This is a genomic window from Methylobacterium sp. E-025, assembly GCF_022829705.1.
In the GTDB taxonomy this organism is placed as follows: Bacteria; Pseudomonadota; Alphaproteobacteria; order Rhizobiales; family Beijerinckiaceae; genus Methylobacterium.
Genome location: NZ_JAKSYR010000109.1, coordinates 61,356 through 80,168, shown reverse-complemented (window position 1 = coordinate 80,168; position 18,813 = coordinate 61,356). Strand labels below are relative to the sequence as shown.

General features: G+C 73.4%; 21 protein-coding genes. 7 read left to right on the top strand and 14 right to left on the bottom strand.

Annotated elements, in window-relative coordinates:
• The first annotated feature begins 57 nt into the window (after positions 1–57).
• Both MKK64_RS15115 and MKK64_RS15110 read left to right on the top strand, forming a co-directional pair.
• Positions 58–318 carry a type II toxin-antitoxin system RelE/ParE family toxin gene (locus tag MKK64_RS15115; RefSeq protein ID WP_409567957.1) on the top strand — a complete coding sequence of 87 codons (261 nt, stop codon included), beginning with the start codon at positions 58–60 and terminating at the stop codon, positions 316–318.
• Positions 315–614 carry an addiction module antidote protein gene (locus MKK64_RS15110; RefSeq protein ID WP_147844005.1) on the top strand — a complete coding sequence of 100 codons (300 nt, stop codon included), beginning with the start codon at positions 315–317 and terminating at the stop codon, positions 612–614. Before MKK64_RS15115 ends, MKK64_RS15110 begins: the two co-directional genes overlap by 4 nt.
• A 6-nt stretch (positions 615–620) precedes the next feature.
• Here MKK64_RS15110 and MKK64_RS15105 read toward each other — a convergent pair whose 3' ends face one another.
• From MKK64_RS15105 to MKK64_RS15090, 4 genes are all read right to left on the bottom strand, one after another.
• Positions 621–1,496 carry a lysophospholipid acyltransferase family protein gene (locus tag MKK64_RS15105; protein WP_243935718.1) on the bottom strand — a complete coding sequence of 292 codons (876 nt, stop codon included), beginning with the start codon at positions 1,494–1,496 and terminating at the stop codon, positions 621–623.
• A gap of 7 nt (positions 1,497–1,503) precedes the next feature.
• A complete protein-coding gene (locus tag MKK64_RS15100; RefSeq protein ID WP_147844003.1) occupies positions 1,504–2,025 on the bottom strand; it encodes a GNAT family N-acetyltransferase in 522 nt (173 codons plus the stop codon).
• Positions 2,026–2,140: 115 nt separating this feature from the next.
• Positions 2,141–2,830 carry a tRNA (adenosine(37)-N6)-threonylcarbamoyltransferase complex dimerization subunit type 1 TsaB gene (gene tsaB, locus MKK64_RS15095; RefSeq protein ID WP_243935717.1) on the bottom strand — a complete coding sequence of 230 codons (690 nt, stop codon included), beginning with the start codon at positions 2,828–2,830 and terminating at the stop codon, positions 2,141–2,143.
• A gap of 189 nt (positions 2,831–3,019) precedes the next feature.
• Entirely contained in the window at positions 3,020–3,586 is a 567-nt protein-coding gene (locus MKK64_RS15090) for a NifU family protein (RefSeq protein ID WP_243935716.1), read from the bottom strand.
• A 284-nt stretch (positions 3,587–3,870) separates the two neighbouring features.
• Here MKK64_RS15090 and rplS point away from each other — a divergent pair, with 284 nt between their 5' ends.
• A complete protein-coding gene (gene rplS / locus MKK64_RS15085) occupies positions 3,871–4,266 on the top strand; it encodes a 50S ribosomal protein L19 (protein WP_147729513.1) in 396 nt (131 codons plus the stop codon).
• Positions 4,267–4,368: 102 nt separating this feature from the next.
• Here rplS and MKK64_RS15080 read toward each other — a convergent pair whose 3' ends face one another.
• The 9 genes from MKK64_RS15080 to MKK64_RS15040 form a co-directional block, all read right to left on the bottom strand.
• On the bottom strand, positions 4,369–5,193 hold the full coding sequence (locus tag MKK64_RS15080; protein WP_147859047.1) for an FTR1 family protein: 825 nt from the start codon (positions 5,191–5,193) through the stop codon (positions 4,369–4,371).
• Positions 5,194–5,233: 40 nt separating this feature from the next.
• Positions 5,234–6,637: a 4Fe-4S binding protein gene (locus tag MKK64_RS15075; protein WP_243935715.1), complete on the bottom strand. Its 1,404-nt coding sequence runs from the start codon at positions 6,635–6,637 to the stop codon at positions 5,234–5,236.
• 3 nt (positions 6,638–6,640) lie between these two features.
• Entirely contained in the window at positions 6,641–7,021 is a 381-nt protein-coding gene (locus MKK64_RS15070; RefSeq protein ID WP_243935714.1) for a cupredoxin domain-containing protein, read from the bottom strand.
• 2 nt (positions 7,022–7,023) lie between these two features.
• Positions 7,024–7,584 (bottom strand): iron transporter, encoded by a 561-nt coding sequence (locus MKK64_RS15065; protein WP_405042906.1) that lies wholly within the window; start codon positions 7,582–7,584, stop codon positions 7,024–7,026.
• 178 nt (positions 7,585–7,762) lie between these two features.
• Complete coding sequence (locus tag MKK64_RS15060; protein WP_147859046.1) at positions 7,763–8,365, bottom strand: HupE/UreJ family protein; 603 nt, start codon at positions 8,363–8,365, stop codon at positions 7,763–7,765.
• An 82-nt stretch (positions 8,366–8,447) separates the two neighbouring features.
• Positions 8,448–9,563, bottom strand: coding sequence for an aldo/keto reductase (locus MKK64_RS15055; protein ID WP_243935713.1), 1,116 nt, complete (start codon positions 9,561–9,563; stop codon positions 8,448–8,450).
• Between the two features lie 32 nt (positions 9,564–9,595).
• A complete protein-coding gene (larB, locus tag MKK64_RS15050; protein WP_243935711.1) occupies positions 9,596–10,276 on the bottom strand; it encodes a nickel pincer cofactor biosynthesis protein LarB in 681 nt (226 codons plus the stop codon).
• Positions 10,273–11,103, bottom strand: coding sequence for an adenine nucleotide alpha hydrolase (locus MKK64_RS15045; protein ID WP_243935709.1), 831 nt, complete (start codon positions 11,101–11,103; stop codon positions 10,273–10,275). The genes larB and MKK64_RS15045 overlap by 4 nt, the downstream gene beginning before the upstream one ends.
• Positions 11,100–12,434 carry a LarC family nickel insertion protein gene (locus MKK64_RS15040; protein WP_243935708.1) on the bottom strand — a complete coding sequence of 445 codons (1,335 nt, stop codon included), beginning with the start codon at positions 12,432–12,434 and terminating at the stop codon, positions 11,100–11,102. Before MKK64_RS15040 ends, MKK64_RS15045 begins: the two co-directional genes overlap by 4 nt.
• A 222-nt stretch (positions 12,435–12,656) precedes the next feature.
• Between MKK64_RS15040 and MKK64_RS15035 the strand changes: the two genes are divergently transcribed.
• The 3 genes from MKK64_RS15035 to MKK64_RS15025 all read left to right on the top strand — a co-directional run bounded on the left by MKK64_RS15035 (position 12,657) and on the right by MKK64_RS15025 (position 16,856).
• Positions 12,657–13,328: a metal ABC transporter permease gene (locus tag MKK64_RS15035; RefSeq protein WP_243935707.1), complete on the top strand. Its 672-nt coding sequence runs from the start codon at positions 12,657–12,659 to the stop codon at positions 13,326–13,328.
• A 146-nt stretch (positions 13,329–13,474) separates the two neighbouring features.
• The gene (locus MKK64_RS15030; RefSeq protein WP_243935705.1) at positions 13,475–15,274 is read left to right on the top strand and encodes an alkaline phosphatase family protein; all 1,800 of its coding nucleotides are present in this window, start codon (positions 13,475–13,477) and stop codon (positions 15,272–15,274) included.
• A gap of 157 nt (positions 15,275–15,431) precedes the next feature.
• The gene (locus tag MKK64_RS15025; RefSeq protein ID WP_243935704.1) at positions 15,432–16,856 is read left to right on the top strand and encodes a mannose-1-phosphate guanylyltransferase/mannose-6-phosphate isomerase; all 1,425 of its coding nucleotides are present in this window, start codon (positions 15,432–15,434) and stop codon (positions 16,854–16,856) included.
• 75 nt (positions 16,857–16,931) lie between these two features.
• Here the strand turns inward: MKK64_RS15025 and MKK64_RS15020 are convergent, their stop codons facing one another.
• A complete protein-coding gene (locus MKK64_RS15020; RefSeq protein WP_147729975.1) occupies positions 16,932–17,285 on the bottom strand; it encodes a hypothetical protein in 354 nt (117 codons plus the stop codon).
• A 361-nt stretch (positions 17,286–17,646) separates the two neighbouring features.
• Here MKK64_RS15020 and MKK64_RS15015 point away from each other — a divergent pair, with 361 nt between their 5' ends.
• Complete coding sequence (locus MKK64_RS15015) at positions 17,647–18,801, top strand: DUF2778 domain-containing protein (protein WP_243935703.1); 1,155 nt, start codon at positions 17,647–17,649, stop codon at positions 18,799–18,801.
• Positions 18,802–18,813: the final 12 nt, after the last annotated feature.

The following is an 18,813-nucleotide window of genomic DNA, read 5'->3' as shown; positions in this document are numbered from 1 at the left end:
CGAACATTTAGGATTCCGGCCCGACGCACGGCTGATTTCGATGCTTGGCTCGGCGCCTTGCGGGATCCGCGTGCCCAGGCGCGGATCGCGATCCGGATCGACCGTCTCGCTCTGGGCAATGCCGGCGACGCGAAGCCGGTCGGCTCCGGGGTGAGCGAGATGCGCATCGATTACGGACCTGGCTACCGACTGTACTTCATCCGTCGCGGCGAAGCCCTGATCGTTCTGCTCTGCGGCGGAGACAAGGGCAGCCAGCAACGGGATATCGTGCGGGCCAGGGCGCTGGCCGCAGATCTGAAGGACGGAGACGGCGGATGACCGAGACGCAGCCCTACGATTCGGCAGACTATCTCGAGACCGACGAGGCGCTGGCGGAATACCTCACCGCGGCCTTCGAGGAAGGAGACACGGCGCTCTTCCGCCACGCGCTCGGCGTCGCCGCCCGCGCCCGCGGCATGACGCGGATCGCCCGCACCTCCGGCCTGTCGCGCGAGAGCCTGTACAAGGCCCTCTCCGAGGAGGGCAATCCGAGCCTCGATACGACGGTGCGCGTGCTGAGGGCGATGAACCTGCGGCTGACGGCGACCGTGCCGCACGCGCCCGAACCGGCCTGACGGGATTCAGGCCGCCGCCGTGCCGTCCGTGAGGCCCGGCAGCGGCCGGGCGGGCGTGTGGCCCGGCACCCCCGCGTGGCCCTGCATCGCCCCCGGGCCCTTCATCGCGGCGCGGACGGCGGCCTCGGCCTGGGCCGTGACGGCCTTGCGGTCGGTGCCGGCCTCGAAGGCGATCGGCTGGCCCCAGACCACGTGGACGTCGATCGGCCCGCGCTCGAAGAACAGGGCGAGATGGGGGGCGAGGTCCATGTCGCCGTACCACGCGATCTCGGGGCGCTCGGCCCGGCCCACGGGCAGGCCGTTGCGGCGCGGATAGGTGATCGCCAGGGGCTGCAGGCGGATGCGGTCGAGGCCGCCGTCGGCCCCTCGCGCCTGGATCGCGGCCCGCGCCGCGCCGACGAGCGAGGAGCGGAACGGCAGCAGGCGGGTGCCGTCGCCGGTGGTGCCCTCGGCGAACAGCACCACGAGCTCGCCCCGCGCCAGCCGGTCGCCGATCGCGGCGTTGACGGTCGCGGTCGCGCCGCGCCGCGCCCGGTCGATGAACACCGTGCGCTGGAGGGCGGCGAGCGTGCCGATCACCGGCCAGCCGGCGATCTCGGACTTCGCCACGAAGGAGAGCGGCCGCAGCGAGCCGACGGCGATGATGTCGAGCCAGGAGACGTGGTTGGCGAGCACCAGCGCGGCCTCGCCGGGGCGGGGCGGGGTGCCGCTCTGCGTCACGCGCACCGAGAACAGGGCCAGGAACACCCGGTGGAACAGCGCCGGCGCGAGGCCCCATCCGCGGCGCTCGCCGAAGCGCAGGGCCAGCCAGTGCGGACCGGCGAGCAGCGCGAAGGCCAGCGCGCAGACGACCAGGCGCAGGGCCACCCCGACGCGCGTCACCGGGCGCTCACGTCAGGTCGGCGCGCATGGTGAGCGCGGTCGCGCGGCTGCCGTCGGCCTGCGCGTAGTAGCCGGTCCGCGTGCCCACCCGGGTGAACCCGTGCCGGGCGTAGAGCTTGAGCGCGGGCGCATTGCCCTCGTCGACCTCCAGGTGGACCTGCGCGACGCCGATCAGCGCCAGGTGCCCGAGATGCTCGCGCAGCAGCCGATGGCTCAGGCCGCCGCCGCGGGCGGAGGGCGCCAGCACGACGGTGAGGATCTCGGCCTCGTCGGCGACCTTGCGGGACAGGATGAAGCCCTGCATCGCGCCGGCCCGCCACAGGGCGTGCCCCTGCGTCGCGCGCTCGCACAGCATCCGCTCGAACTCGTGCGCGTCCCAGGGCCGCGCGAAGGCGGTGGCGTGGAGCCGGGCGAGCGTGCGCGCCTGGTCGGCCTCGCGCAAGGGCGCGACGTAGGGCTCGGGGCCCCAGGCCTCCCACCAGGCGAGCCACCATTCCAGCGGCCAGAAGGGCGAGACCGGGCGGCTCATGCCTGTGGCCCTCGATGCCGCCGCATCGCGGGCGATCCGCCGCATCGGCGGCGCGCCTTCGCGCTTGCCGGCGGCCGAAGGCCGCTGGAACGGTCCGAGCGATGAGGCTTGCGTGTCATCGGCGGGCGATCCGCGCGTGGTCCTGCGGCTGGGCGTCGGCCCCGCGCAGGTACATCGGCCGGGGCAGGGCCTGGGCCGGGTCGGCGACCAGGCCGAGCGAGGCGACCCAGGCGATGTCGGGCCCGCCGGCGCCCGCGACGTCGACCGCGATCCCGCGGGCCCGGAGCACGGCCGCCAGGAGGGCGGCACCGGAGCCGACGAGGGTGATGGGGCCGGCCCCGAGCCGGTCGGCGGCCTCCTCGAGGCGCAGGTGCGTCGGCGGCACGACGATGCCGTCGCCCGCGCTCATCGCCTGGAGGTAGACCGCACCGTGGCGGGCATCGATCGCGGCGGCGATCAGGCCGTCGCCGTTCAGCGCCAGCTGCGGCGCCAGCAGCGCCGAGAGGGTGGTGACCCCGACCACGGGAATGCCGGCGGCGAGGCCGACGGCGCGGGCCGCCGACAGGCCGACGCGCAGGCCGGTGTAGCTGCCGGGGCCGACGGTGACGGCGACGCGGGACAGGCCCTCGAACCCGGCCTCGAACCGGGCCATCACCCGCTCGACCAGCGGCAGCAGCGCCTCGGCGTGGCCGCGGGCGAGCGTCATGGATTCCTGCGCGAGCAGATCGACGGACCCGTCGGCCGCCTCGGTCGCGACGCAGGCCGAGCAGAGCTCGAGTGCCGTGTCGATGGCCAGGATATGCACGCCCACTCCCGTTCGCCGGGGCTTCGCTCCCGTCCGCCCTCTGAAGGAAGCCGCGAGCCTAAGCCAAAACGGCCGCGCCCGTCAGTGCGGGGCGGCCGTCGGCGCGCGGTTCGGGAGAAGGTGTTGCAAAGGCGCTTCGGGTGCCGGCTGGGCGCGCACCCGAAGCGCCGCGATTTCGAAGCGCCGGTCTCAGACCGCCTGGACTTCCCGGATCTCGGGCAGGAAGTGCTTGAACAGGTTCTGCACGCCGTGCCGGAGCGTCGCGGTCGAGGACGGGCAGCCGGAGCAGGCGCCCTTCATCTCCAGGTAGACGATGCCTTCCTTGTAGCCGCGGAAGGTGATGTCGCCGCCGTCGCCCGCCACGGCCGGGCGCACGCGGGTCTCGAGCAGGTCCTTGATCGTCACCACGGTGTCGTGGTCGGCGGCGTCGTAGAATTCCTCGGCGTCGTCGTCGGCCTGCGCGGAGCCTTCCGCCATCACCGGCGCGCCGGACTGGAAGTGCTCCATGATCGCGCCCAGAAGGGCCGGCTTGACCTGCGGCCACTCGTCGACGCCGTCGGCCTTGGTCACCGAGATGAAGTCGTGGCCGAAATACACGCCGGCGACGCCGGGCACGTCGAACAGGCGCTGCGCCAGGGGCGAGCGGGCGGCGCCGTCCGCGTCCTTGGCCTCGAAGGTGCCCTCCTGCAGCACCACCCGGCCGGGCAGGAACTTCAAGGTGGCGGGGTTCGGGGTCGCTTCGGTCTGGATGAACATGTCTGACAGGATCCTCGTCCGCTGCGCCGGTTCAAGGCCGGCCGGGAACGGCGCGTCTCGCGCCATCCTCCATGTGGACCGCGGACCGAATTTTCTCAACCGGCGCGGGCAATCGACGGGCCCCGCCGGCAATGGGCAATCGCCGCCGGCAATCGACGGGCGCGGCCGGCAATCGACAAGCGCGTGGGCTTGGTGTATCGCGGCGCCAACTCAAAACAGGATGCCGAAATCCTGACGCCCGCAAGCCCATCCGGGGCAGCGCGGCGCGACGGCCGGAGCTATTCATGAACATCATCCAGCAGCTCGAGCAGGAAGAAGTCGCTCGACTGAACAAGACCATCCCCGACTTCCAGCCCGGCGACACGGTGATCGTGAACGTCAAGGTCAAGGAAGGCGAGCGCACCCGCGTCCAGGCCTACGAGGGCGTGGTGATCGCGCGCTCCGGCGGCGGCCTCAACGAGAGCTTCACCGTCCGCAAGATCTCCTACGGCGAGGGCGTCGAGCGCCTGTTCCCGGTCCACGGCCCGCTGATCGATTCGATCAAGGTGGTGCGCCGCGGCAAGGTACGCCGGGCCAAGCTGTACTACCTGCGCGATCGCCGCGGTAAGTCCGCCCGCATCGCCGAGCGCACCGACAAGAACAAGGGCAAGGCGAAGGCCGCGCCGGCCGCCGCCGAGTAGTCCGCGCCTCCCCGTACGGGGAGCGGACGCGACGAGAAAAGCCCGCCGCGATCCGATCGCGGCGGGCTTTTCGTTGCCGCGGTTGCGTGCCGGCCGAGGCGCTCAGGCGGTGCGCAGGGCCCGGCGCTTGCTCGAGGCGGTCACCTGCATCAGCCCGACCATCACCAGGATCGTGCCGACGTAGACGATGCCCTGGAGCGCGGTCGGGCGGTCGGTGTAGCCGACGAGCGCGTGCAGCACGCGGCCCGGCCAGCCGTTCTCCGGGATCAGGCCGGACGAGTTCCACAGGATCTGGTCGAGCCCGGTGACGATGCCGGCGTTCGACAGGAACTGCGCCGCCTGCGCCGCGAGGCCGGCGGCGAGGAAGATGATCAGCGCGCTCGTCACCGAGAACACGTAGCGGCTCGGGATCGCGGCGAGGCCGAAATAGCTGATGCCCGAGAGCAGGGCGCCTGCGCCGACGCCGGCGAGCGCCCCGGCCTGCAGGTCGGCCCCCGACGCCCCCGAGGCGACGAGGCCGTAGAGGAACAGCACCAGCTCCGCGCCCTCGCGCAGGATCGCCGCGCCGACGACCAGCGCCAGCGCCGCCGCGGTGCGCTGCCCGGAGCGGACGGCCTCGCCCGCCGCCCGCAGCTCGCCCGCGAGCTCGCGCCCGTGGGCCGCCATCCAGGTGTTGTGCCAAACCAGCATCAGCACGGCGACGATGAGCACGGCGGCGTTGAGCAGGTCCTGCCCCGCGCCCTCGAACGCGTCCGAGATCTTCTCGGCGAACAGCGCGACGAGGGCGGCGCCGGCCAGGCCCCCGACGATTCCGAGCGCGACCCAGCGGCCGCGCCCGGGAATGCCGCGGGTGGCCGCCAGCACGATCGAGATGATGAGGCCCGCCTCGATGACCTCGCGGAAGGCGATGACGAAGGCTCCGATCATGCGGATATCCCGGCTTTCGCGTTGATGGGGCGCTCGCGCGCTACCAGATCCAGAACAGAAGCGCCCAGTTCGCCACCGCGAGGCCCGCGGCGGCACCGATGCACAGGGTGGTGGCGACCCGGCGCGGGCCGCCGGCCGACAGGCCGGCGATCCGCCAGGCCAGCCAGAGGCTCCACAGGCTGGCCCCGCCGAGGAGGCCGGCGCGGACCTCGTCGACGTAGGGCAGGACGAAGCCCTCGCCGCGCAGGAAGGTGACCGTGAGCGCTGAGAGGCCGAGGAAGACGCCGCAGCCGGCGATCGGGATCAGCGCCTGCGTCAGGTGGTGGAAGCGGGCGGTAGACCACGGCCCGCCCGCGCGGGTCGCGAGCGCGACCAGGCCGGTCAGCGCGAGCCCGATGCCGAGGCAGGCGGCGGCGATGTAGGCGAGCAGCATCGCGCCGTCGAGGAGGGTGAGCACGTCGTTGTGCTCGGGGTAGTTCGTCAGCACGAACCACGGCGCCGAGGTCTCCAGCGGCCAGGTGACGCCGCGCTCGATCAGCCAGGTGGCGAGCCATTGCTTGCCGTCGATGTACCAGGGGCTCGACGACCACTGGAACGCGCCGACGGCGAGGCCCATCATGCCGAACAGGATCAGCACGGTCTGGTCGAGGGAGGGCTCGTCGCCGGCCACGTGCACGATCTCGTGGTTCGGCGAGCGGCGGGCCAGCCGCACGGCGCCGCGATAGCCGCTGCAGCGCCCGCACATGTGGCAGGCGCCCGAGCCGCGCATGGTCTTCACCGTCACGAGGGGGGCGCAGTTGAAGCCTTGCCCCGGCTTCGGCTTCGGCGAGGCGCTCCAGGCGGCGCCGTCGACCTGGAAGCTCACCGGCGCGAGCTTGGAGAGCACCGCGAACACGCCGTTGACCGGGCAGAGGTAGCGGCACCACACCCGCTTGTTGCGCCCGTACACGGCGCCGACGAGGATCGCCGCCACGGTCGAGCCGCCGAGCACGGCGAGCACCGGCTTCGGGTAGCCGTAGACGCTGACCATCTGGCCGTAGACCGTGGTGCCGGCGAACGCCAGGAACGGCCACCCGCCCCAGGTGATCCAGCGCGGCACGGCGCGGCCGAGGCTCCACCGGCTGGCGAACTCGGTGAGCGTGCCTTCGGGGCACAGCACCCCGCACCAGGCGCGCCCGGCGATCACCATGCTGAGCAGCACGAACGGCCACCAGATGCCCCAGAACGCGAATTGCGCCGCCAGCGTCAGGTTCGACCAGAGATGGGCGCCGCGGTCGGGCAGCGGCAGGAAGGCGGGCACGGCCACGAGCACGACGTAGATGCCGACCACCGCCCACTGGATGGTGCGCAGCACGCCGCCGTGCCGGCGGAGCCAGTCGCCGAAGTCGGCGAGGCGTCCGTCGATCCAGGCCTCCCGGCCGGGGCTGAGGGTCGCGCCGGCCACCGGCTACTTCGCCACCGAGTCCTTGGCCACCAGCGTCGCCTTCGCCTCCGGATGGAAGTCGTCGAAGACGTCGTAGCTGCCAGGATCGAGGGTGCGGAAGATGATCGACGAGGTCGAGCCGGCGGCGAGCGCCTTCTCGCGCTTCAGCTCGAGGCTCTCGAACTCCACCGGCGAGGTTCCGGTGTTCGAGATCTCCAGCTTGAAGCGGGTCTTGGCCGGAACCTCGATGATCGCGGGCAGGATCACGCCGTCCTTCATCTCGACCTTGATCACGGGCATGTCGTCGGCGCGCGCGGCCCGAGGCGCCAGGAGAAGCGGCGCCAGGAGAAGCGGTGCGAGGGCGAGCAGCGCCCAGCGGGCGGGAAGACCGGTCGCGGCCCGCATCCTCAGTACGCGCCCTTCTTGCCGATGCCGGCGAAGGTGAAGTCCTGGGTGATGTCGAACGGCTTGAACCACTCGGCCACCCCGGTCTCCTTGTCGACGTGGCGGCCGAAATGGGCGTGCGGGCCGGGGGGCGCCACGGTGAGCTTGAGGCGGTAGCGGCCCGGCCCGAACAGCTTGACGTTGTCGCCGTAATGCGGGCCGTCGTTGGCGACCATGCCCATCAGCGGCCCCGAGACCTTCTGGTCGGTGGGCTTGTCGCCGTCGAGCTTCACCACCTCGAAGGTCACGGTCAGCGACGGCACGAAGTCGCCCTCGGCGAAGCCGTTGCGGTTGTCCTTGGCGGCGCGGATGTCGGCCTCGAGGTGCAGGTCGGACTGCGCCGCCGCGCGCATCATGTCGGGCGGGTCCATCTCGATCGGCTGCAGGTACACCGCCGCGACCTCGAGACCGTTCTGGGTCACGTGGGGCCCGACGGGGATCTCCTTAGCGACCGCGGAGGCGGTGAGGCCGGCCAGGCCGGCGAGCAGGGGGAGGGTGAGACGGAGCGCGCGCATGGGATGCATCGCATACCCGGCCGCGCCGAAATTGGAAGAGGCTTGTTCGTCACATGCTCAAATCATAATCGTTCCAAACTGGGAACTATAAAGTCCAGGTTGGTGAAAATCAGCCGGCTTGAAAGATGAATCATAGATCTCGGAAGCTCGAACTCCGGCGGGTGCCTGCCCCGCCGGAGGTCTCGACTTAGAAATGCCCTGCGAGCAGCACGACGCCGGAGGCGACCACCGCGCCGCCGAGCATGGGAGCCATGACCGTACGGCGGGTGCCGGCCGCGATCGCCAGGCCGAGGCCGAGGCCGGCGGCGTGGAGCAGGGCGGTGCCGGCGAGGAACCCGAGGCCGTAGACGAGGCCGGAGGCGGTCTCGGGCATCTCCGCGCCGTGGGCATAGCCGTGGAACGCGGCAAAGCCGCCGACGAGGGCGCCGAGCGCGGCGACCGGAAGCCGGAGGCCGAACGCGGCCGCGAGGCCGAAGGCGACCACCGACAGGGCGATCCCGGTCTCGGCCACCGGCAGGCCGAGGCCGGAGACCTCGACGCCCGCCATGCCGAGCCCGGCGCCCGCCGCCATCAGCGCCAGGAAGGCCGCGGGCAGCGCCCACAGGGCCCGGCCGCCGCGCAGGGCCGCCAGCAGCCCGACCGCGACCATGGCGAGGACGTGGTCGGCTCCGCTCACCGGGTGCAGGAAGCCGTGGACGAGGCCCGCGGCCTCGCCGTGGCCGGGATGGGCGAGCGCGGCCTGCGGCAGCAGGACGAGGGCGGGAAGAGCGAGGGCGGCGAGACGCTTCATGGGGTGTCCTGACGGTCTGGTCGGGTCGATCATTGGATGGATAGGCGGCGGGCGCCAGGGGTCACCGACACCCTGGCAAAAATCACTCCATCGTCGGGGCGAGGGTCTTCACCCCCGGGACGTCCTCCCCGAGCCAGGCCGCGTTCTTGGCGGTGCCGTCGAAGGTCGCGCTGGTCTTGAACAGCTCGTACTTGCCTTCGAGCGCGTAGGGGCGGCTGCGCCCGAGCAGCTCGGCGACCGCCGCCTTGTCCATCGGCCGGAAGGTCTTCACCGCCTCGAACGCCTGGTCGAGGTCGCGCTGGCTCTGGATGCCGGTGATCAGCACCGAGACCGGCAGGTTGAGGCCGAAATGCAGGTACTCGATCGGCTTGATCGGCGCGTCGCTCTTCAGGATGACGCCGTCGCCGAAGGTCTTCATGCCGAGCGCGGCGATGCCGTTCTGCACGAGGTAGGGCAGGACGAGGTGGCCGAACGAGCGGAAATGCGCGTCCATGACGTTGAGCGGCATCTGCACCGAATCGAACTGGAACCCGCGCTCGTGGGCGACCTCCAGCATCTGCAGATGGATGCGCGGGTCCTTGTGCCCGGTGAAGCCGATGTAGCGCAGCTTGCCCGCCTTCTTCGCCTCGACGAAGGCCTCCATCGCGCCGCCCTCGGCGAAGACCCGGTCCGGGTCGTCGTAGCGCAGGATCTCGTGGTGCTGGACGAGGTCGATCCGGTCGGTGCGCAGGCGGTGCAGCGAGGCATCGATCTGCTTCATCGCCTCCTCCTTGGTGCGCCCGTCCATCTTGGACATCAGGAACACCTTGTCGCGCCGGCTGCCCTCCTGCAGCGCCGCGCCCATGCGCAGCTCGGAGCGGCCCTCGTTGTAGTCCCAGCAATTGTCCATGAAGGTGATGCCGCGCTCGATCCCCTGGTGGATCAGCCGCGTCGCCTCGTCGTCCGTCACCGCGCTCTTGCCGAGGTGGAACCCGCCCATGCCGATGGCCGAGATCTTGTCGGAATGGCGTCCGAAGGCGCGATAGAGCATCTCGCCGCGGCGCTCACCCGGATCGGTGACGAGGGGGAGGCTCGCGGGATCGGACGGCCGGTTGCCGGGCAGGGCCGTCGGGTCGACGGCCGCGGTGGCGCTGCTGCCGCCGGCTGCGGCGAGGCCCGCGCCGACGACGGCGCTCTGAAGGAAGCTGCGGCGTTCCATGGGATTCTCCTGAGTTCGGGCGACGGATCGGTTCAGCCGGCCGCCCGGAGGCGTTCGGCGGTGTGGAGCAGGCGCAGGGCGGCGCAGGCCGCGCCGTAGCCGTTGTCGATGTTGACGACCGCGAGGCCGGGGGCGCAGCTCGCGAGCATCGCGTCGAGCGCCGTGCGGCCGCCCTCGGCGACGCCGTAGCCGACCGAGGTCGGCACGCCGATCACCGCGCCGGCGACGAGGCCGCCGAGCACGCTGGGCAGCGCCGCGTCCATGCCGGCGACGCAGATCACCACCGGGTGCGCGCGGATCTCGTCGAGGCGGCGCGTCAGCCGCCACAGGCCGGCGACGCCGACATCGGCGACGAGGGTCGCCGCGCAACCCTGGTAGGCCAGCGTCCGCAGCGCCTCGCGGGCGACCGGCACGTCGGAGGTGCCGGCCGCGACCACGGCGATGCGGGCCGGCCCCTCGACCGGACGGGCAGCACCGAAGACGGCGGTGCGCGAGACCGGGCAGTAATCCAGCGCCGCGCGGTGGGCCGCCTGCAGGGCGGCGTGCTTGTCCGCGTCGAGGCGGGTCAGGAGGAAGCGCGCCTCCCGCTCGGCCGCGGCAGCGAGGATCGCGTCGATCTGCGCGGCGGACTTGCCGGCGCAGAACACCGCCTCCTCGAGGCCGATCCGGTCGGCGCGGGCGAAATCCAGGGTGAACTCGTCGGAAACGCTCATGCCCGGGCCCCGCCGCCGACGAGAAAGGCGCTGCCGGTGCGGTAGGGCTCGAAGCGGATCGCGTTCGCGGCGAGGCGTCCCGGTGCCTGCGCGGCGATCCAGCCTTCGAGCGCGTCCCGGCCGCCGGCATCGAGCGCCGCGAGGCTCGCCGGATCGAGCTCGACGACGATCCCCGCGGCGCGCACGCGGCAACGCACGGCGCGGCCCGGCTCCGCCTGGGTCGCCAGCGCGGCCCCGACGCGGCGCTCGACCGCGTGGATGAAGGCCAGCACCTCCGGCTCGATGCGGATGCCGGTCTCGACCCGGCTCGACAGGCAGGGGGCGGAGGGCAGCTCGGCCACCGCGCCGAGGCCGAGATCGCGGCTCAGCCGCCGCACCGCCGCCTTGTCGAGGCCGGCCTCGACGTAGGGGTGGCGGACGCCGTAGCCGGCCGCGGCGTCGAGGCCGGGCCGGTACTCGCCGAGGTCGTCGAGGTTGGCGCCCGAGGCCATCGGCCGGTCGGTGACGCCGCGGATCGCGCCGTAGAGATTGGTCTTGCAGAAGAAGCAGCGGTTCACCGGGTTGGCGCGATAGGCCGGATCGGAGAACTCGCCGGCCTCGATCACCCGCAGGCTCCAGCCGGCGCGCGCCGCCTCGGCGCGGACGCGGGCGGTGGCTTCCGCCGGCACGGCGGGGGAGGCGGCATGCACCATCAGCGCGGCGTCGGCGCCGAGCACGCGATGGGCGAGCGCCGCCAGCGTCAGGCTGTCGACGCCGCCGCTCACCGCCACGGCGACGGACCCGATCTCGCGCAGGACGGCCTCGAGCCGGGTGGAAAGGGCGCTCACGACGTCGGCTCCGGGCTCTCGAGGGCGATCCGCTCGGCCTCGCGGCGCAGGGCGGCCCGGGCGGCGTGGCCGCCAAGCGACCGGGCGTCGTCGGCCTCGGCCTTGGCGGTGCGCCCGCCCGGCCGCTCCGCGAGCTTGACCCGCACGTCCCGGCCTTCGACCGCGACGGTCGTGGCCCGGCGGGGCAGGGCGCGGCCGGCGACGAGCGCGTGGCGCAGGCCGATCGTCGCGGTCTCGGAGAAGCACGCGGCGACCACGGCATCGAGGGCGTCGGCGCGGGCGAGCAGGCGGACATGCGCCATCATCCGGCCCTTCTTGCCGAAGACCGGCATCTGCACGACGTCGAGCACGTCGTCCCGCATCCGCAGGCGGTCGAGCCCCATGGCCAAGTCCTCGCCGGACTGGTCGTCGACCTCGAACTCGATCACCGCGATCGTGCGATGGTCCGGATGCGTCTCCAGCGCCGCCATCGGGGCCGCGTCATCGAAGGCGAGCACCCGCACGCAGTTGCTCAGACCGGGCAGGCGCCTGGTGCCGAAGCCGACGCCGGAGCGCCCGAGACGGCGCGGGCCGCTCGGCGCCGATCCGGCCCCGCCGCAGAGATGGCGCAGGATCGCGGCGCCGGTGGGCGTCACCCGCTCGCCCGGCACGCCGTCGTCGCGGGTCGGGAAGCCGTCGAGCAGCAGCGCGGTCGCCGGGGCCGGTACCGGCAGCAGGCCGTGCTGCGTGCGCACCATCCCGGAGCCGAGGGGGAGGGCGCCGACGCTCCATCGCGTGGCGCCGAGCGCGGCGACGAGGTGGGCGGCGGCGACGATGTCGGCGATCGAATCCCAGGCGCCGACCTCGTGGAACGCCACCTGCTCGACCGCGATGCCGTGCACGCGCGCCTCCGCCTCGGCGAGGTGGCCGAAGATCGCGAGCCCGTGCCCGCGCACCGCCGCTTCGAGATCGGCGCGTTCGAGCGCGACGCGGATCTCGGACCACGGGCGGTGATCGTGACCGTGGTCGCCCGCGTGGGCGTGGGCGTGGGCGTGGGCGTGCGACGAGCCGTGCGCAGGATCGTGATGGTGGGGGCCGTGCGCGTGATGGCCGTGCGCGTGCCGGTCGGCGCCCTGCGGCGCGGGACCGGGCTCGCCGGGCCCGGAGACCAGGAAGCGGCTGCCCTGGAGCACGCCGTCGTTGTGCGGCAGCACGCGGCAGGCGACGCCCGCCCGGCTCGCCGCGCGGACGCTCGCCGACACGCCCTCGGCGTGCTCGGGAAAGGCGTCGAGGAGGGCGGCGACGAACATGTCGCCGGCCATGCCGCCGACCGCGTCGAGGTGGATCTGCATGCCTGTCCGATGGTGGAGCGGGCGAAAGGCCCGTCGGTTCGAACACCAGATCGGCCGGAAAGGTTTCGCGGCAAGGCCCCGCGGCCGAGCCCCGGCGAGGCGGATGGCCGCGCCGGCCGGCGGGTGCCGGGCCCGGCGCCGGCATGATAGCGGTCGGGCCGCAGCCGCAGGCTTTCGGACGATCGTGCCGGATGGTCGGGCCTTCCCAACGACAGGACCCTCATGACACGCCTCCCGCTTCTCGCCCTCGCCGGCCTCCTGTCGATCGGCGGCGCCCAGGCCGCCCCGGTCGTCGAGCGCCTGCGCGGCACGATCGAGGCGGTCGCGCCCGGCGCGATCACCCTGAAGACCATCGACGGCGTGTCGGAGACGATCGCGCTCGGCGACGACACCAAGTTCGTCTCGGTGGTCAAGGCCAGCCTCGACGACGTGAAGGAGGGCACCTTCATCGGCACCGCCACCAAGGGCGAGAGCCCGCGCACCGCGATCGAAGTCGTGCTGTTCCCCGAAGCCATGCGCGGCACCGGCGAGGGCCATTACGGCTGGGACGCGATCCCCGACACCACCGCCGGCGGCGCCCGGGTGAAGAGCGCCATGACCAATGGCACGGTCAAGGCCGACGCCCCGGCCTCCCGGGTGAAGAGCGCGATGACCAACGGCACCGTGTCGGCCAGCGCCGCCGGCGGCGGGGAGCGCACGCTGACCGTGACCTACAAGGACGGCGCGCAGACGGTGGTCGTGCCGCCCCAGGTGCCGGTGGTGACCTTCGTGCCGGCCGACCGGGCGGTCCTGAAGCCCGGCGCCAAGGCCTTCGTCACCGCGGCCCGCGACGGCAGCGCGTTGAGCGCCCGCCGGGTCGCCGTCGGCAAGGACGGGCTGACACCGCCGATGTAGGCGTCGCGCCCCGATCGCGCGGGCGGGCCGGGGATTCCGACCCGCCCGCCGCCCCGCCCGCGTTCGTCGTCACACGGACGTCATGGGGACGTGGGGAGAAGCGGCCCCGAGCCGCGTTCCAGCCGGCGCTTCAGGAGACGACGGCGATGCGTGCGATCCTCAACGGCGTCATCGTCGCCGGCCTGCTCGGCACCGCCGCCGCGGCGGCCGAGCGCCCCCGCAACGTGATCCTGTTCGTCCCCGACGGGATGCGCGCCGGGATGGTCACCCCGGAGACCGCGCCCGCCATGGCGGCGCTGCGCGACCAGGGCGTGAACCTCGCCAACAGCCATTCGCTGTTCCCGACCTTCACCACCGCCAACGGCTCGGCGATGGCGACCGGCCACCACCTCGGCGACACCGGCGACTTCTCGAACACGATCTACGTCGGCAAGCCGGTCGCGGCGCAGAACGGGACGGTGACGCCCTTCGTCGAGAACGATGCGGTGCTCGGCGAGATGAACGGCTTCTTCAACGGCGACTGGCTCAACGAGGAGACGGTGCTGCGGGCCGCCGCCAAGGCCGGGATCAGCACCGCGGCGATCGGCAAGCTCGGGCCGACCCTCAACTTCGACAACACCAGCCGCGACGGCGCCCCGACGATCATCGTCGACGACGACACCGGCTCGGCGCGCGGCATCCCCTTCAGCGCCGAGATGCGGGGCCTGCTGGCGGCCGGCGGCCTGCCGCTGGCCGCCCCCTCGCGCGGGGAGAACGGCAAGGCCGGCGACGCGACGACGCCGGGCACGCTGGTCGCCAACGTCGCGCAGCAGGCCTACTTTGTCGACGTCGCCACGAAGGTCGTGCTGCCGCTGTTCAAGGCCCGCGGAAAACCGTTCGTGCTGGTCTATTGGTCGCGCGACCCGGACGCCGTGCAGCACAACCACGGCGACAGCCTCGGCAAGCTCGTGCCCGGCATCAACGGGCCGACCTCGCTCGCCGGCATCCGCAACGCCGACGACAACCTCGCGGCGCTGCGCCGGGCGCTGGACGCGCTCGGGCTGGCCGACACCACCGACATCGTCGTCGCCGCCGACCACGGCTTCTCGACCATCTCGAAGGAGAGCGCGACGAGCCCGTCGACGAAGACCGCGCTTCCCGGCGTGCCCGCGGGGCAGCTGCCGCCGGGCTTCCTCGCGCTCGACCTCGCGGCCGCCCTCAGCTTGCCGCTGCACGAGCCCGATGCGAGCGCCGCCCCCGTCCTCGCCGGCCAGCGGCCGAAGCTCGGCAACGCCCTGCTCGGCCCCGACCCGAAGGCGCCGGACCTCGTCGTCGCGGTCAACGGCGGCTCGGACCTCGTCTACCTGCCGAAGGGCGACACGGCGCTCGCCGCGCGCACGATCGCGGCGCTCCTGGCGCAGGACTACGTCAGCGGCCTCTTCGTCGACGACGCGCTCGGGCGCTTCCCCGGCACGCTGCCGCTTTCGGCGGTGAACCTGAAGGGCGAGGCCGCGACGCCGACGCCGGCGATCGTCGTCAACTTCCGCTCGTACAGCACCGGCTGCGCCAACCCGGAGACCTGCGTCGTCGAGGTCGCCGACACGGCGCTGCAGCAGGGCCAGGGCATGCACGGCAGCTTCAGCCGGGCCGACACCCACAACTTCATGGCCGCGATCGGCCCGAGCTTCAAGGCCGGCTTCGTCGACCCGCTGCCGGTGAGCAACGCCGATGTCGGGCAGACGCTCGCCGCCCTGCTCAAGCTCGAGATCCCCGCCAAGGGCCGCCTGATCGGCCGCCCGATGCGGGAGGCGATGCGGGAGGCGCCGGTGCCGCAGGCGCAGGCCGGCACGCTCCGCTCGGAACCGTCGCCGGCGGGCCTGACCACGGTGCTGCGCTTCCAGCAGGTCGGGGACCAGCGCTACTTCGATGCGGCCGGGTTCCCGGGGCGGACGTTCGGGCTAGAGTGAGGCCGCCGGCCGAGGCGCCCGATGCCGGGCGTTTGCCATCACGACGGATTCGCGGCCGGCCGGACCGGCATCGAGTCGCCTCGCGGCGGCGCGGGCGCTACCGTGGGTTCGCCGAGACCGGGCCGTGCGGCCCGGTCCCAGGAACAGGAGTCGTCCGATGAGCACCGTCCGCATCCTGCCCGTGATCCTGTGCGGCGGCTCGGGCACGCGGCTGTGGCCGGTATCGCGCGAGAGCATGCCCAAGCAGTTCGCGCGGCTGGTGGACGCGTCGGAGTCGACGTTCCAGGCCACCGCGCGGCGGGTGGGCGACGCGGCGGTCTTCGCCCGGCCGGCGGTGATCGCGGCGGCCGAGTCGCGCTTCATCGTCGCCGAGCAGCTGGCCCAGGCTGGGATGTCCGCCGACATCATCCTGGAGCCGGAGGGGCGCGACTCGGCCGCCGCCGTGGCGGTGGCGGCCTTGCACGCGGCCAAGGCAGACCCGGAGGCGGTGGTGCTGATCATGGCCGCCGACCACGTGATCGGCGACGTGCCGGCCTTCGCCGCCGCCGTGCGCACGGCGGCGGTCGGCGCGCGGGCCGGCTACACCATGACGCTCGGCATCGAGCCGACGCGCCCGGCGACCGATTACGGCTACATCCGCCGCGGGGGGGCGCTGCCGGAGGCCGAGGGCGCCTTCGCGGTGGCGCGCTTCGTCGAGAAGCCGGATGCGGAGGGCGCCGCCGCGCTGATCGCGGAGGGCGCCCTGTGGAACTCGGGCTACTTCCTGTTCCGGGCCGACCTGATGCTGGCCGAGCTCGAGGCGCACGCGCCCGCGGTGCTCTCCGCCGCCCGCGCGGCGCTGGAGCGGGCCGGCGTCGACCTCGACTTCGTGCGCCTGGACGCGGCGGCGTTCGGGCAGGCGCCCAAGATCTCGATCGACTATGCCGTCATGGAGCGCACGACGCGCGCCGGCGTGCTGCCGGTGTCGTTCCCGTGGTCGGACGTCGGCACCTGGGACGCGGTCTGGCAGGTGCTGCCGCAGGACGCCGCCGGCAACGCGGTGCGCGGCCGGGTCGAGCTCCTGGGCACGCGCAACAGCCTGGTGCACAGCGAGGGCGATGGGCTGACCACGGTGGTCGGCCTCGACGACGTGGTGGTGGTGGCCACCCCCGACGCGGTGCTGGTCGCCTCGAAGGCCCAGTCGGGCCGGGTCAAGGAGCTGGTCGGGGTGCTGCGGGCCCGGGCCCATCCGGAGGCCGACGCGCACCGGCGGATGTACCGGCCCTGGGGCTGGTACCAGCGCGTCGACATCGGCGAGCGCTTCCAGGTCAAGCGCATCATGGTGACGCCGGGCGGGCGCCTGTCGCTGCAGAAGCATTTCCACCGCGCCGAGCACTGGGTGGTGGTGAAGGGCACGGCGGAGGTGACGCTGGGCGAGCGCCTGGTCCTCGTGCACGAGAACGAGGCGGTGTACCTGCCGATCGGCTCGCTGCACCGCCTGACCAACCCCGGCAGGATCCCGCTCGAGCTGATCGAGGTCCAGGTCGGCTCCTATACCGGCGAGGACGACATCATCCGCGTCGAGGACGTCTACGGGCGGTGACGCGCCGGCGCGCCCGGCAGATGCATCCGATCCTCTGAACGACCCGGCCGCCGTCGGCGCGGGAATTGCCGGCGCTCAGTTGCGCAGCATCGCGATCCAGGACGAGACCGGGTCGACGACGTAGGCGGCGACCGAGGCCGCCCAGGCGCGGGCACGGGCCGGGAGCGAGCGGGCATCGCGTCCGGCCTCGACGTCGCGGGCGGCCATCAGCGCCGCGACGACGGCGTCCTCGCGCTCCTTGCATTCGTCGAGGGCGTTGCGCTGCGAGCCGGCGCGCCCCTGGGCCGGCGGCTGGTGCGCATAGGCTTCCCGCACGCAGTCGCGCCACGCCTGCTCCAGCGCCGCCGGGTCGGCCGCCCGCGGCGCCTGCGCAGCCGCGCAGGGCAGGGCGTTCAGGGACAGGAGGACAGCGAGGACGGGCATCCGCATGCGCGACGGTATCGCCGATTCGGGGCCGGCTCGGCAAGAACGAAGCGGCAACACGTTCGCGTGCATGCGCATGCCCCCGCTTATCCCCGCGCCGCGCGGGTCGAGCGGGTCGAGCGAGACGCTGCCGATCATCGCCGCGCCGGCGCACGGGTCTCGCGGGTTTTCGCGCGCGATCCGCACGCGTCGGCCGGCGGCTTAGGGGCGGATTAACCAAACGCGCGCCCAATACGGATCAGTCGCAGTTCTCTCGATCCCCGCACGGCCGACCCCATCGGCCGGCCCGCCGCCCGCCGATCCGTCGCGGGCGAGGGCCGGACGCTGCGCGGCTGCGGGCACCGGGTCGCCTTCGAGTCGAGTCCGCATGCCTCATCACCCGCGCTCCTCCTGCGGCCTCACGCGTCCCGTCCGCCGCCGGCGGGCACGCCGCCACCCGATCCTTCGCAACACGCTCGCCGCCCTGCTCTGCCTCGTCACCCTCGAGGGCGTGCCGCCGGGCGGCGGGACCGAGCCGGTGCCGCAGGTCGCGAGCCTCCAGGCCCGCAGCACCGGGTCGACCGCCCTCGCGGCCCTGTTCGATCCCCGGCCGATGCTGGGCCCGGAGGCCGGCGCGGACCGTCAGGGCGCGCCCCTCGGCGCCGCGCTCACGCCGCCCGAGCCGCGTTTCGCCCCGCCGGTCGCGACGCTCGCGGCCGCCGAGCCGCGTTCGACGGAGGCCGCGCCCCCGGCGGAGACCGGCCGGCAGGCCCAGGTCGTGGAGCAGGTGCGGGCCCTGCGGGCAAACCAGGTCTTACGGGACACGCAGGTCCTGCGGGTTACCCAGGTCCTGCGGGACACCGAGGTCGTGCGGCAGGCCCAGATCGTGCCGCTGCCGGTCGCCCGCCCGGCGGACCTGATCGCCGCCCCCGTGCCGCAGCGCCTCGCCCTGCGCCGCGCCCCGCGCCGGGTGCCCGAGGCGGTCCCGGCGCCCACCGCCGAGACGCCGTCGTTCTTCGAGGAGCTCTTCGCCGCGCGGAAGGACCCGGGCCCGGCTTTGGCCTACGCCGCCCTCGAGAGCCCCGGGCTGGAGCGGTCGCGCGGCCGCCTGTTCCCCAGCCCCGACGCGGGCGCCGGCACGGCGATCTACGACATCACCGCCCGCACCGTCCGGCTGCCGAACGGCGAGGTGCTGGAAGCCCATTCCGGCCTCGGCGCCAGCATGGACCATCCCGACTTCGTGCACCTGCGCATGCGCGGCTCGACCCCGCCGGGCACCTACGACCTCACCGAGCGCGAGGCTTTGTTCCACGGCGTGCGGGCGATCCGCCTCAACCCGGTGGGCGGCGCCGCCGCGATCCACGGCCGCGACGGGCTGCTGGCCCACACCTACATGCTCGGGCCGAGCGGCGCCTCGAACGGCTGCGTGTCCTTCCGCAACTACGACCGCTTCCTGCAGGCGTTCCTGCGCGGGGAGATCCGCCGCCTCGTCGTGGTGACCGGCCGCGGCGACGGCCCGGCCCGCTTCGCCGCGAGCCGCTGACGCCGTCACCGA

Coding starts and splice junctions, on each gene's coding strand:
- MKK64_RS15110 (WP_147844005.1), top strand. CDS start 315: ATGACCGAGACGCAGCCCTACGATTCGGCAGACTATCTCGAGACCGAC.
- MKK64_RS15100 (WP_147844003.1), bottom strand. CDS start 2,025: ATGAGCCGCCCGGTCTCGCCCTTCTGGCCGCTGGAATGGTGGCTCGCC.
- MKK64_RS15090 (WP_243935716.1), bottom strand. CDS start 3,586: ATGTTCATCCAGACCGAAGCGACCCCGAACCCCGCCACCTTGAAGTTC.
- rplS (WP_147729513.1), top strand. CDS start 3,871: ATGAACATCATCCAGCAGCTCGAGCAGGAAGAAGTCGCTCGACTGAAC.
- MKK64_RS15080 (WP_147859047.1), bottom strand. CDS start 5,193: ATGATCGGAGCCTTCGTCATCGCCTTCCGCGAGGTCATCGAGGCGGGC.
- MKK64_RS15070 (WP_243935714.1), bottom strand. CDS start 7,021: ATGCGGGCCGCGACCGGTCTTCCCGCCCGCTGGGCGCTGCTCGCCCTC.
- MKK64_RS15065 (WP_405042906.1), bottom strand. CDS start 7,584: ATGCATCCCATGCGCGCGCTCCGTCTCACCCTCCCCCTGCTCGCCGGC.
- MKK64_RS15060 (WP_147859046.1), bottom strand. CDS start 8,365: ATGAAGCGTCTCGCCGCCCTCGCTCTTCCCGCCCTCGTCCTGCTGCCG.
- MKK64_RS15055 (WP_243935713.1), bottom strand. CDS start 9,563: ATGGAACGCCGCAGCTTCCTTCAGAGCGCCGTCGTCGGCGCGGGCCTC.
- larB (WP_243935711.1), bottom strand. CDS start 10,276: ATGAGCGTTTCCGACGAGTTCACCCTGGATTTCGCCCGCGCCGACCGG.
- MKK64_RS15040 (WP_243935708.1), bottom strand. CDS start 12,434: ATGCAGATCCACCTCGACGCGGTCGGCGGCATGGCCGGCGACATGTTC.
- MKK64_RS15035 (WP_243935707.1), top strand. CDS start 12,657: ATGACACGCCTCCCGCTTCTCGCCCTCGCCGGCCTCCTGTCGATCGGC.
- MKK64_RS15030 (WP_243935705.1), top strand. CDS start 13,475: ATGCGTGCGATCCTCAACGGCGTCATCGTCGCCGGCCTGCTCGGCACC.
- MKK64_RS15025 (WP_243935704.1), top strand. CDS start 15,432: ATGAGCACCGTCCGCATCCTGCCCGTGATCCTGTGCGGCGGCTCGGGC.
- MKK64_RS15020 (WP_147729975.1), bottom strand. CDS start 17,285: ATGCGGATGCCCGTCCTCGCTGTCCTCCTGTCCCTGAACGCCCTGCCC.
- MKK64_RS15015 (WP_243935703.1), top strand. CDS start 17,647: ATGCCTCATCACCCGCGCTCCTCCTGCGGCCTCACGCGTCCCGTCCGC.